The 12494-nt window shown below is 67.8% G+C and carries 11 protein-coding genes; 9 read left to right on the top strand and 2 right to left on the bottom strand.

The genetic code is table 11. The features are described from left to right. Positions 1-70: 70 nt before the first annotated feature. On the top strand, positions 71-913 hold the full coding sequence (locus GJ672_RS08835) for a universal stress protein (protein WP_154296834.1): 843 nt from the start codon (positions 71-73) through the stop codon (positions 911-913). Positions 914-940: 27 nt separating this feature from the next. Here the strand turns inward: GJ672_RS08835 and folX are convergent, their stop codons facing one another. Both folX and folE read right to left on the bottom strand, forming a co-directional pair. After that, the gene (gene folX, locus GJ672_RS08830; protein ID WP_154296833.1) at positions 941-1318 is read right to left on the bottom strand and encodes a dihydroneopterin triphosphate 2'-epimerase; all 378 of its coding nucleotides are present in this window, start codon (positions 1316-1318) and stop codon (positions 941-943) included. Continuing rightward, the gene (gene folE, locus GJ672_RS08825; protein WP_154296832.1) at positions 1315-1878 is read right to left on the bottom strand and encodes a GTP cyclohydrolase I FolE; all 564 of its coding nucleotides are present in this window, start codon (positions 1876-1878) and stop codon (positions 1315-1317) included. The genes folX and folE overlap by 4 nt, the downstream gene beginning before the upstream one ends. A 98-nt stretch (positions 1879-1976) precedes the next feature. Here folE and GJ672_RS08820 point away from each other — a divergent pair, with 98 nt between their 5' ends. From GJ672_RS08820 to GJ672_RS08785, 8 genes are read left to right on the top strand one after another with little or no spacing between them, the layout of a single operon-like run. Further along, complete coding sequence (locus tag GJ672_RS08820) at positions 1977-4295, top strand: hypothetical protein (protein WP_154296831.1); 2319 nt, start codon at positions 1977-1979, stop codon at positions 4293-4295. Then, positions 4292-5599, top strand: a complete 1308-nt coding sequence (locus GJ672_RS08815) for a glycosyltransferase (protein WP_154296830.1) — start codon at positions 4292-4294, stop codon at positions 5597-5599. The genes GJ672_RS08820 and GJ672_RS08815 overlap by 4 nt, the downstream gene beginning before the upstream one ends. A 57-nt stretch (positions 5600-5656) precedes the next feature. Then, the gene (locus tag GJ672_RS08810; RefSeq protein WP_154296829.1) at positions 5657-6616 is read left to right on the top strand and encodes a glutathione S-transferase family protein; all 960 of its coding nucleotides are present in this window, start codon (positions 5657-5659) and stop codon (positions 6614-6616) included. A 13-nt stretch (positions 6617-6629) separates the two neighbouring features. Then, positions 6630-7253: a GTP cyclohydrolase II gene (gene ribA / locus GJ672_RS08805; protein ID WP_154296828.1), complete on the top strand. Its 624-nt coding sequence runs from the start codon at positions 6630-6632 to the stop codon at positions 7251-7253. A 15-nt stretch (positions 7254-7268) separates the two neighbouring features. Then, complete coding sequence (locus GJ672_RS08800) at positions 7269-8324, top strand: efflux RND transporter periplasmic adaptor subunit (protein ID WP_154296827.1); 1056 nt, start codon at positions 7269-7271, stop codon at positions 8322-8324. Positions 8325-8328: 4 nt separating this feature from the next. Further along, positions 8329-11460, top strand: coding sequence for an efflux RND transporter permease subunit (locus tag GJ672_RS08795; protein ID WP_154296826.1), 3132 nt, complete (start codon positions 8329-8331; stop codon positions 11458-11460). Beyond that, entirely contained in the window at positions 11397-12146 is a 750-nt protein-coding gene (locus tag GJ672_RS08790; RefSeq protein WP_229381875.1) for an AzlC family ABC transporter permease, read from the top strand. Before GJ672_RS08795 ends, GJ672_RS08790 begins: the two co-directional genes overlap by 64 nt. After that, positions 12139-12453 carry an AzlD domain-containing protein gene (locus tag GJ672_RS08785; protein WP_154296825.1) on the top strand — a complete coding sequence of 105 codons (315 nt, stop codon included), beginning with the start codon at positions 12139-12141 and terminating at the stop codon, positions 12451-12453. The genes GJ672_RS08790 and GJ672_RS08785 overlap by 8 nt, the downstream gene beginning before the upstream one ends. The last annotated feature ends 41 nt before the right edge of the window (positions 12454-12494 follow it).

Raw genomic sequence — 12494 nt, 5'->3', positions numbered from 1 at the left:
CGGCAAGCGCTTGGTGAAGCGTGGCCCGGGGGGTAGTCTGCAAGAGCAATGAATTGCGCCGGGAGGCCCCATGATCCGCGACATCCTGCTGTATTTGAGTGACGACGGCCATGAAGCCCAGCACGTCGCCGCCACTGCGGCCCTGGCCGCCCATTACGGTGCCCGCCTGACCGGTCTGGCGGTGGCCGAGCCCCTGGCCGCCCACGCCGAGTATCTGCCGCCGGACGCCCTGGACCGCTACCGCGAGGCCTGGCAGACCCGCAACCGCCGACTGGAAGTGGCGTTTCAGGACGGGGTGGACGGCGAGGATCTGCGCACCGAGTGGCGGTCCGTGGAGGACCTGCGTATCGACCGCAACACCTTGGATGTCATCGCCCTGCATGCCCGCTACGCGGATCTGCTGGTGATCGGTCAGGTGGATCCCGATCGGCCGGCGGACCTGGTCCCTTCGGACCTGCCGGGCCAGGCCGCCATCATGGCCGGATGCCCGGTGCTGTCACTGCCCTACGCCTGGACCCCGCGCCCCATCGGCCGGCGGGTGATCATTGGCTGGGATGGCAGCCGCGAGTGTGCCCGGGCGGTGCATGATGCCCTGCCGCTGCTACGCGGCGCCGGCTGGGTCCGGGTGGTGGTGCTGGGGGATCCGGCCCGTCTGGAGGCGGGCCATGGCGACATGCCCGGTGCCGATCTGGCGGCCCATCTGGCCCGTCATGACGTGCCGGTGGAAGCCGCCGCCCAGGGGGTTGGCGACACCTCGGTGGGGGATGCGCTGCTGTCCGCCGCCGCGGACAGCGATGCCGACCTGCTAGTGATGGGCGCCTATGGCCGGTCCCGCTTTCGGGAAATGGTGCTGGGGGGTACCACCCGGACCATCCTCAGTGAAATGACCCTGCCGGTGCTGCTCTCTCACTGAACCGGCAGCAGCGGGCCCGCCGGATGGTCAGGCCCGGCTGGCCGCCATGGTCAGGGACACCGAGTCGGAGAAGCGCAGGGCGTGGGGTTTGTCCACCTCCACCTCCACCCGCTGGGCGGCTTGGTGAGCCATCACGATTTCCACCAGGTCATTCACCATGGCTTCCAGCAGCAGGAAGCGATTGTCCTCTACGTGGGCGATCACTTCCTTGGTGATGATTTTGTAGTTCAGCGCTTCGTCCACCTGGTCGCCCCGAGCGGCGCTGAGGGCGTCGTAGTCGATGCGGATGTTGATCACCACGTCCTGGCGCTTGCGCTGCTCCTCCTCATTGAACCCAATGAATGTGCGCAACCGCAGATCCTTGATGTGGATCCGGGAGAGGGGGCGGTTCAGGCCCTCGCTCATGCCGGCCGCCGACGGATCAGCTGCAGGAATTCATTGCGGGTGGACACCGACTCGCGGAAAGTGCCGAGCATCACCGAGGAGCTCATTTCCGCGTTCTGCTTGCTCACGCCGCGCATCATCATGCACATGTGCCGGGCGTCCATCTGCACCGCCACCCCCTTGGCAGCGGTGACCCGCTGCAGGGCCTCGGCCACCTCGCGGGCCAGGTTTTCCTGGATCTGCAGGCGGCGGGCGTACATGTCGACGATGCGGGCGATCTTCGACAGGCCGATCACCCGCCCGTCGGGGATATAGCCCACCTGGGCATGGCCGAAGAATGGCAGCACGTGGTGTTCGCACAGCGAATAGAACTCGATGTCCCGAACAATGACCATTTCGTCATTGTCCGATTCGAACATGGCGTCATTCACCAGTTCGTCCAGCGACTGATGGTAACCCTGGGTGAGAAATTCCATGGCCCGGGCCGCCCGGTAGGGGGTCTTGACCAGGCCTTCGCGTTCCACGTTTTCACCGAGGCCGGTGATGATCTGCGTGAAGTGATGATCCAGATCGGGATTCATCGTCGATCTCCATTCGAGTGGCTTGTCGCCCGTGACGGACGTATGACCGATCGATTTTACACGGGTCCGCGAGCGAGGACAGCAGGGGGCGTGGATTGATGCGATTGTTGGGAGCGATGCGTTGGCTACCCTGGCGCTGGCTGGTGCGGCGCGCTGCCCGGTCCCAGGGCTTTATGGATCCACTGGCGCTGATGGCCCGGTTCCGGCGCTTCAGTCAGCCCTCGGAGGTGGCCGAACCCATCGAGCTGCTGCGGGCCGGCATGGTGTTCCACGCCCGGGGGCTGATCAACACCCGGGTGATTCAGCACAATCTGGACTGGGTCTGGCCCTACTGGATTGAACAGCAGTTCAATCCCCACAGCGCAGCGTTTCTGCCCCGGGCCTTCAGCCTGACCCACATCAATCTCACCCATCGCAACTGGACGGCGGTGGGACAGCCGGATTGCGCCGCGCTGCCGCTGGTGGACCCCCGGGGGCTACTCACCGGTGTCGAGGACGGCTGGTCCCTGGACGCGTGGATCCTGGCCGACGATGGCACGGCGCTCTACCCGGCGCGTCTGGACCGCGTCGAGCAGTGGCTGGAAGCCGATGACACCGACCTGGTCATCATCACCCGCAGCGAGGCCCAGGGGCTGTCCCTGGAAAGTCGCGCCCGGGTGGTCCGCGACGGCGACCGCCACTGGCTGGAGGCGACGTATCACGCCCGCGGTGATCGCCCGGGGCGGCTGGCCATCGCCCTGCGTCCCTACAATCCCGAGGGCATCAGCTTTGTCCGCGAAGTTCGCGGCGAGCCCGGTGAGGGAGACGGCGACGGCTGGCGCTGGCAGGTTCAGGACGACGAACCCGGCGCCCGCCGGGACGTCATCCACTTTGCCGAGCGCCCGGCGGCGGTGGTGGGCTCGGATTATCGTCACGGCGATGCCGCCCTGGCCGCCGCCCGGGGCGAGGGCGCGCCCCCCGACGCCGATACGCCAATCCGCTGCGACACCGGCCTGGTGACGGCGGTGGCCCTGTACGACCTGTCGAATGCCGGCGAGCGCTCGCTGGCCCTGCGCATGCCGCTGCCTGCCGAGACCACCCAGTCGCGCCCCGAGAGCTGGGCCGAGGCGCTGCAGGGGGTGGCGCGGCTGCAGGTGCCGGATGAGCCGTTGACCCGACTCTATGACGCCGCGCTGCGGACCCTGTTGCAGCACTCCGTGGAGGACATCTATCCGGGGCCCTACACCTATCGGCGCTTCTGGTTCCGGGATGCCGCTTTCATCATTCACGCCATGCTCAACGTCGGCATGGTGGACCGCTCCGGCCGGGCGCTGGCCCACTTTCCCGAGCGTCAGACCCGAGCCACGGGGTATTTCCACAGTCAGGAAGGTGAGTGGGACTCCAACGGTCAGGCCCTGTGGATCCTGGCCCGCTATCACACCCTGACCGGCTCACTGCCGCCGGGGGCCAGACCGGCGGAATGGATCCGGGTGATCCGCCGCGGGGCCGAGTGGGTGGCGCGCAAGCGACTGCCCGCCGGCACCGAGCGCCCCGAGGCGGGGCTGCTGCCGGCGGGCTTCAGCGCCGAGCACCTGGGGCCCAATGATTTCTATTACTGGGACGACGACTGGGCCGTGGGCGGTCTGCGGGCCGCCGCCGGGCTCGCCGAGGCCGAGGGTGAGACCGAACTGGCCGCCAGCATGCGCGAGCAGGCCGACGACCTGCAGGCCAGCATTGACCGCGCCCAGGCGGCGGACGAACAGCGGCTGGGGCATGCCGCGCTGCCGGCCTCGCCGCTGCGGCGCATGGATGCCGGGGCCATCGGCTCCATTGCCCGGGGCTATCCGCTGCAGACGGTGGCACCAGACGACCGCCGGCTGCTGGCCACCGTGGAGTATCTGCTGGACACCCATCAGGTGCACGGTGGTTTCTTTCAGGACATGATCCACTCCGGCGTGAACGCTTATCTGACCCTGCATCTGGCGCAGATTCTGCTGCGGGCCGGCGACTCTCGGGGGCTGGCATTGATCGATGCCGTGGCCGACCTGGCGAGCCCCACCGGCCAGTGGCCCGAGGCCATTCACCCACTGACCCGGGGCGGCTGCATGGGCGATGGTCAGCATGTCTGGGCCGCGGCGGAGTGGGTGGCGATGTTACGCAACGCCTTCTGCCGCGAAGAGGGTGACCAGCTGGTCCTGGGTGGCGGCATCCAGCCCCGATGGCTCATCCCCGGCGAGGTCATCCGCTACGGGCCCACCCCCACGCCCTGGGGCAGCGTCCAGGTCAGCCTGCAGCCGTCCGCCGATGGTGCCCATCGGCTGGAGTGGCGCATTGATGGAAGCGATCCCGGCGGCATTCAGGTGGCCCTGCCGGGCCGGGAACCCCGGGTGCTGGCCGGCGAGGCCCGGTCGGCTCAGCTACCGGAGAGCGGTTCGTGAACATCGTCATGATGACCAATACCTTTACGCCCCACGTCAGTGGCGTGGCCCGTTCGGTGGCGGACTTTACCGAGGCCTACCGCCGCCGGGGGCATCGGGTGCTGGTGGTGGCGCCGGAGTTTCCGGACCGGCCCGCCGATGAGCCGGACGTGGTCCGCATTCCCGCCCTTCAGAACTTCAATGGCAGCGACTTTTCGGTGGTGCTGCCGGTGCCCGGGCCACTCAATGATGCGCTGCAGGCCTTCCAGCCCGACATTATTCATGCCCATCAGCCCTTTCTGATCGGCTCCACCGCCCTGCGGGTGGCCCTGGAGCGGGACGCGCCGCTGGTGTTCACCCATCACACCATGTATGAGGCTTACACCCACTACGTGCCCGGTGATTCCGCCGCGTTGCAGCGCTTTGTCGTGGCACTGTCCACCAGCTACGCCAACAGCTGCGACCGGGTGTTCGCGCCCAGCGAGAGCATTGCCCGGGTGCTGACGGACCGGGGCGTCGATGCGCCCCTGCAGGTGGTGCCCACCGGCATCGACCGGCAGGCGTTTGTCGCCGGCGATGGCCGGCGGGGTCGGCAAGCCCACGGGATCCCTGCGGACGCCCGGGTGGTGGGGCACGTGGGGCGTCTGGCCGAGGAGAAAAACCCCCTGGCCGTGGCCCGGGCCATGCTACGGGTGGCCGAGGCCGACCCCCGGGTCCACGCCCTGGTGGTGGGGGATGGCCCGGCGGCGGCGGAGCTGGACGCGGTGTTTGCTGGCGCCGGACTGAGCCACCGCCTGCATCGGCCCGGGGCGTTGCGCCTGCCGGCGCTGGCGGACGCCTATGCCGCCATGGACGTGTTTGCATTCGCCTCCTTCACCGAGACCCAGGGCATGGTGCTGGCTGAAGCCATGGCTGCCGGGGTGCCGGTGGTGGCGCTGGACGCGCCGGGCGCCCGGGAGGTGGTGAATGACCGCAACGGCCGGCTGCTCCCCGCCGAGGCGGATTCGGCGGACATGGCGGCGGCTATCCAGTCATTGCTGGCCTTGCCGGCGGATCGGCGAGTGGCGCTGGATCAGGCAGTGGCTGAGACCGCCCGGGCGGTCTCGCTGGACGAGTGTGCCGACCGGGCGATCCGGGCCTATCAGGACTGTCTGCAGCAGCGTCGTCAGTCCGGGGTGCCCCGCCATGTGGACCGGGCGTCGGCCCGGGGCGACTGGCATCGCAGCGTCCGCCGGGTTCAGGCGGAGTGGGCGGTGATCCGCGGCATGGCCCGGGCGGCGGGTCGGGCGTTGACCGGCGGCGAGGACGCCCGCGCTGGCCACTGACGCCCCGGGGGCGTAGCCTATCCGGCCTTTTCAATACCCAGCCTGGGAGGATCGACCATGGGACTGCTGGTTGACGGAGTCTGGCACGACAAGTGGTACGACACCGAGTCCACCGGAGGACGCTTCGAGCGCCCGGAGACGGTGTTCCGTCGCTGGATCGGCCCGGAGGGCGATTTTCCCGCGGTCTCCGGGCGCTATCATCTTTACGTCTCGCTGGCCTGCCCGTGGGCCCATCGCACGCTGATCGTGCGCGAACTCAAGGGACTGGCGCCGCACATCGGTGTGTCGGTGGTGCATCCGTACATGGGCGACGGCGGCTGGCATTTCGATGGCCGCTATCCCGGCGCCACGGAAGAGCCCTTTTACGGGCTGGATTATCTGCATCAGCTCTACCAGAAGGCCGATCCCCATTACACCGGCCGGGTGACCGTGCCCACCCTCTGGGATCGGGAGCAGGGCACCATCGTCAGCAACGAGTCGGCGGACCTGGTGCGCATGCTCAACCAGGCCTTCAACGATCTCCCCGGCGTGGTGGCGTCGCTGGACCTGTACCCGGCCACCCTGGCCGCCGAGATCGATGCACTCAACGAGCGGATCTACCACGCCGTGAACAACGGGGTGTACAAGGCGGGGTTCGCCACCGCCCAGGGGCCCTATGAAGAGGCCGTGGGTGAACTGTTTGAAGCGCTGGATGAGCTCGAGGCGCGCCTTGGCGAGCAGCGTTATCTCACCGGTGCCTCCATTACCGAGGCGGACTGGCGGCTGTTCACCACCCTGGTGCGGTTTGACGCGGTCTATGTGGGGCACTTCAAGTGCAATTGGCGACGCATCGCCGATTACCCGCATCTGTCCGGCTATCTGCGGGATCTCTACCAGCAGCCGGGCATCGCCGAGACCGTCAACCTGGATCACATCAAGCGCCATTACTACACCAGTCACCCGATGATTAATCCCACCGGGGTGATTCCCGTGGGGCCGGTGCTGGATCTGGAAGCGCCCCACGGCCGGGGCGCGTGATAATCTGGCGCTCATGAGCGATCCAGTGACCCTGTCCCCGGATGTGCGGGCCCGTCCCACCGGCGAGGCCCGTCTGCCCACCCAATGGGGGGAGTTCCGTATCCATGGCTTTGAAGACGCCAAGGGCAAGGAGCATGTGGCCCTGGTGCGGGGGGATCCGGCCAGCGCCGATGACCCGCTGGTGCGGGTGCATTCCGAGTGTTTGACCGGCGATGCCCTGTTCAGCCAGCGCTGCGACTGCGGCCCCCAGCTGCAGGCGGCCATGCAGCGGATTGGTGAAGCGGGCACCGGGGTGGTGGTGTATCTCCGCCAGGAGGGACGCGGCATCGGCCTGTTGAACAAAATCCGCGCCTACGCGGTGCAGGACAGCGAGGGCGCGGACACGGTGGAGGCCAACGAGGCGTTGGGCTTTGCCCCCGACGCCCGGGATTATGGCGTGGCGGCCGCCATGCTGCAGGCGCTGGGGGTGAGCCGCATTCGCCTGCTGACCAACAACCCCCAGAAGGTGCTGGGGCTTGAGGCGGCGGGCATTCGGGTGGCGGAGCGCCTGTCCCTGCGGGCGGGGCGCAACCCTCATAATCACGCCTATCTCGAAACCAAGGCCGCCAAATTCGGTCATCACTTCGACGCCGATTAACGCGGACACAGCCGCATGAACCGAAAGTCCTATCTGATCACCGCCGTCATGGCGGCGCTGCTGGTGCTCTGGATGCTGAGCGGGCTGTTTGCCGCCGATGAGCCGCCGCCGGAACCCACCCCGGCGGAGCGCCCGGCCATGGACGTCCAGGTGCAGACGGTCAGCGCCGAGACCGTAACCCGGTTCATCGAAAACCAGGGCGACACCCAGGCCGATCAGGATGTCACGGTCCGAGCTGAAACGTCAGGGCGCGTGGTCTCGGTGCAGGCCGCCGAGGGCGACCCGGTAGAAGCCGGTGACGGGCTGGTGGAGCTGGCCATGAACGACCGCGAGGCGCGACGGGCCGAGGCTCAGGCCCGGGTGGTGCAGCGTTCTGCGGATCTTGAGGCCGCCGAGCGCCTCCGCGGCGACGGCTTTCAGTCGGAGCGGGCGGTGGACGAGGCCCGGGCGGCGCTGGAGGCCGCCCGGGCACAGCTGGCGGCCATTAACCAGGAAATCGACGACACCCGCATTACCGCCCCCATGAGCGGCGTGGTGGAAGCGCGCATGGTGTCGGTGGGCGACTTTGTCGCGGTGGCGGACCCCATCGCCCGGCTGCTGCAGGTGGACCCCCTGATCGTGGTGGCCAACGTGGCCCAGCAGGAGATCCGGCAGGTGCAGCGGGGCCGGGAAGTGGAGATCGAGCTGGCTACCGGCGATGCCCTGAGCGGCAAGGTCACCCGCATCGCCCGTGCGGCGGATGAGGGGTCGCGGACCTTTCGGGTCGAGGTCACCGCTCCCAATCCGGAGGGTCTGCCGGTGGGCGTCAGCGCCACCCTGCGCATCCCCCTGGATTCGGTGGAGGCCCATTTTGTCAGCCCGGCCTGGCTGTCCCTGGCGGATACCGGCGAGGTGGGGGTGAAAGCCGTGGATGAGGATGACCGCGTGGTCTTCCATCCCGTGGAGATCGTGCGCTCCCAGCGGGAGGGCATGTGGGTGACCGGCCTGCCGGAGCGCCTGGAGCTGATTACCGTGGGCCAGGGGTTCGTGCGCGAAGGTGAGCGGGTCCGCCCGGTGACCGTGGAGGACTGACTCCATGCGCGCACTGATCGAGACCGCTTTCCTGCGCAGCCGCTCGGTGAGCCTGGTATTCCTGTTGGTGGTGGGCTTCGGGATTTATGCCTATCAGGTGATCCCCAAGGAGGCGGAACCGGATCTCACCATCCCGGTGATCTATGTCTCCATGGCCTATGAAGGGATTTCGCCGGAGGACGCCGAGCGGCTGCTGGTTCGCCCCATGGAGCGGGAGCTGAGCGGCATCGAGGGCGTCGACCAGATCAAGGGCACCGCCGCCGAGGGGTTTGCCTCGATTACCCTGGAATTCGATGCCGGCTTTGATGCCGATCAGGCCCTGGCCGACGTTCGTGAAGGCGTAGACATTGCCAAGGCGGACCTGCCCCAGGGGGCCGAAGAACCCCGGGTGAACGAAATCAACGTGGCGCTGTTTCCGGTGCTGACCGTGGCCCTGTCCGGGCCCCTGCCGGAGCGCTCGCTGCTGGAAACCGCCCGCGCCCTGCAGGACCGCATCGAAGCGCTGCCCGGCGTGCTCGAAGCCGAGATCGGCGGTGACCGGGAAGAGCTGCTGGAAGTGGCGGTGGATGACCGGGTCATGCAGACCTACAACGTCTCGTATGAGGAGTTGTTCAGCCTGGTGGACCGCAACAACCGCCTGATCGCCGCCGGGGCTCTGGACACCGGCGCCGGCCGGCTGGCGGTGCGGGTGCCGGGGGTCATTGAGGACATGGACGATGTGCTCGGCCTGCCGGTGAAGGTGGTGGATGACCGGGTGGTCACCTTTGCCGACGTGGCCCAGGTGCGACGCACCTTCAAGGACCCCACCGAGTTCGTCCGCATTAACGGCGAGCCGGCCATCACCCTGGAAGTCTCCAAGCGGGTGGGGGCCAACATCATCGAGGTGAATGACCAGATCCGCGCCCTGGTGGAGCAGAGCCGCGCCGAGTGGCCCGCCGCCCTCGAGGCCACCTACCTGCAGGATCGCTCCCAGGACATTCGCACCATGCTCCGGGACCTGCAGAACAACGTCCTGACCGCCGTGGTGCTGGTCATGCTGGTGGTGGTGGCGGTGATGGGCTGGCGGCCCGCCATGCTGGTGGGGCTGGCCATCCCCGGCGCCTTTCTGACCGGTATCCTGGCGGTGTATGCCCTGGGCTACACCATGAACATTGTGGTGCTGTTCAGCCTGATTCTGGTGGTGGGCATGCTGGTGGACGCCGCCATTGTGGTGGTGGAGCTGGCGGAACGGCGCATGACCGAGGGCTGGTCGGCGCCGGACGCCTACCGTTATGGCGCCAAGCGCATGGCCTGGCCCATTACCGCGGCGACGCTGACCACGCTGTCGGTGTTCGTGCCGCTGCTGTTCTGGGGCGGGATGGTCGGGCAGTTCATGAAATTCCTGCCCATTACGGTGATTTTCACCCTCACCGCGTCCCTGGCCATGGCCCTGATCTTCATCCCGGTGCTGGGGGGTGTGTTCGGTCGCCAGGGGGGCGAGCAGGGCAGCCATCAGGCGCGTATCCGCATTGCCGAGTCCGGTGACCTCAATCAGCTGGACGGCTTTAGCGGTTTTTATGTGCGCTGGCTGGGGCGGGCGCTGAAGCGGCCGGGCACGGTGTCGCTGGGCATTCTGCTGGTGGTGGTGGCCACCTATGCGGCCTATGGCCGGCTAGGGGCCGGGGTGGAGTTTTTCCCCTCGGTGGAGCCGGAATACGCCCGGGTGCAGGTCCAGGCCCGGGGGGATCTGTCGGTTCACGAAAAAGACGCCCTCATGCGCTCGGTGGAATCGCGGCTAGCCGACTTTGATGAAGTCGCCTTCGTCTACGCCCGCACCGTGGCGGATCCCACCCGGGTGGGCGGTCAGGGGCTCGCCCGCGACGCCGTGGGGGTGGTGCAGCTGGAGTTCGTCGACTGGCGCCATCGGCGCCCGGCGGTGGCCATTATTGAGGACATCCGGGCCGCGGTGGCGGATGTACCGGGCATTCGCACCCAGATCACCCAGCAGCAGCAGGGGCCGGCCCAGCCCAAGCCCATCGAGCTGCAGCTCAGCGGTCCGCCGGACCAATTGCCCGCCAGCGTCGAGGCGGTGCGTGAGCGCATGGAGTCACTGGGCGGATTCGCCGACATAGAAGACAATCGGGCGCTGCCCGGCATCGACTGGTCGCTGCAGGTGGATCGGGAAAAAGCCGTCCGGCATGACGCGGACATCAGCCTGCTGGGCAACGCCGTCCAGCTGGTCACCACCGGGGTCCTGATTGCCGACTACCGCCCGGATGATGCCGATGACGAAGTGGACATTCGGGTGCGGTTTCCCCTGGAGCAGCGCAGCCTGGACAGCCTCGGCCAGCTGCGGGTGCCCACGCGCTTTGGTCAGGTGCCGGTGAGCAACTTCGTCGACTTCGTGCCGGTGCCCCGCATCGGCACTCTGGATCGGGTGGACGGGCAGCGGGTGCTGACGTTGAGCGCGGACGTGGAGTCCGGCCGGCTGGTGAGCGAGCGGGTGCAGGCCCTGCGCAGTGCCCTTGAGCAGGATCCGCCGCCGGAAGGAGTCATGGTGCGCTTCCGCGGCGAAGACGAGGATCAGCGGGAAGCGCAGACCTTTCTTGTTCAGGCCTTTGTGGTGGCCCTGGGGTTGATGGCGGTGATCCTGGTCACTCAGTTCAACAGCTTTTATCAGGCGGCGCTGGTGTTGAGTGCCGTGGCGCTGTCCACTGCCGGGGTGCTGTTGGGGTTGATGATCACCCAGCGGCCCCTGGGAGTGGTGATGAGCGGCGTTGGCATGATTGCCCTGGCTGGCGTCGTGGTGAACAACAACATTGTGTTGATTGACACCTACAACGTATTGCGACGGGAGGGGCTGTCGGTGACCGAGGCCATCCTGCGAACCGCGGCGCAGCGTATGCGGCCGGTGCTGCTGGCCTCGTTCACCACGGTGCTGGGGCTGATGCCTATGGTGCTGCAGCTGAACGTGGACATTCTCGGCCGCACCATCGAATACAACGCCCCGTCCACCCAGTGGTGGGCCCAGCTGTCTTCCACCATTGCCGGCGGCCTTACCTTTGCGACGGTGCTCACCCTGGTGCTGACGCCGTGTCTGCTGATGCTGGCCCATCACTGGCAGAGGCGCTGGCGCCGCGGATCGCCTGGCTCGTGAATCGGCGAGCGGCGGTTTTTGCCGGCATGCGGGCGGTGGCGCCCATGGTGGCGGCGGTAATGCCCTTCGGGGTGACCGCGGGCGTGGCCGGGCTCGATGCCGGACTGGGGCTGGATCTGACCATGGCGTTGTCGGTGATTGTGTTTGCCGGTGCGTCTCAGCTGGCGGCCCTGCAGCTCATCGACGCCGGCGCCGCCAGCACGCTGGTGGTGGCCACCGCGTTGCTGATCAACCTGCGCATGGTCATGTACAGCGCCCATCTGGCCCCGTATTTCCGCCACCTGCCGGTGCGCTGGCGGGCGCCCATGGCCTATCTGCTCACCGATCAGGCGTATGCGCTCACTGTCACCCGGGTGATGAGCGATGAGCCGCTGCCCGCCAATCACTGGTTCTACCTGGGCGCGGCCCTGCCTCTGTGGGTCTTCTGGCAGCTGTCCACGGGGTTCGGTTACTGGGCCGGTACGGCGCTGCCGCCCAGCTGGGAGCTGGGATTCATCGTGCCCTTGATCTTCCTCGCCCTGCTGGTGCCGGCGGTCAATTCCCGGCCATCGCTGATCGCCGCGGTGGTGGGGGGTGGCGGCGCGGTGCTGGGCCAGGGGTTGCCGGCGGGTCTGGGCCTGACGCTGGGCGCCCTGGCCGGTATTGCCGCCGGCGTCATCGCCGAGGGGGTGCTGCGCCGTGATTGATCCGCTCTGGGGGGTGATCGTCGTCATTGGCATCGGCACCTTTCTGTGGCGGGGTGCTTTTCTGGTGTTCGGCGGCCGGCTGCGGCTGCCTGACCTGGTACGCCGCGGGTTGAACTATGTGCCGCCGGCGGTGTTCGCGGCCCTGGTGATGCCCGGCCTGATCCGTTTCGCCGAGGACGGCACCCTGGACGGCCCACGGCTGGCGGCGGGGGCGGTGGCTGCGCTGGTGGCCTGGCGGACTCATGGCACCCTGTCGACGCTGGCGGCGGGCATGGTGGTCCTGTGGACCCTGCGGGCTGTGACATAATGGACGCGTCAATACACCGACTTTTGCCCGACAGGATCAAT

The sequence above is a fragment of the Spiribacter sp. 2438 genome (genome assembly GCF_009676705.1).
In the GTDB taxonomy this organism is placed as follows: Bacteria; Pseudomonadota; Gammaproteobacteria; order Nitrococcales; family Nitrococcaceae; genus Spiribacter.
Note: the sequence above shows the minus strand (reverse complement) of the source record. Positions and strands in the feature narration are given on the sequence as shown.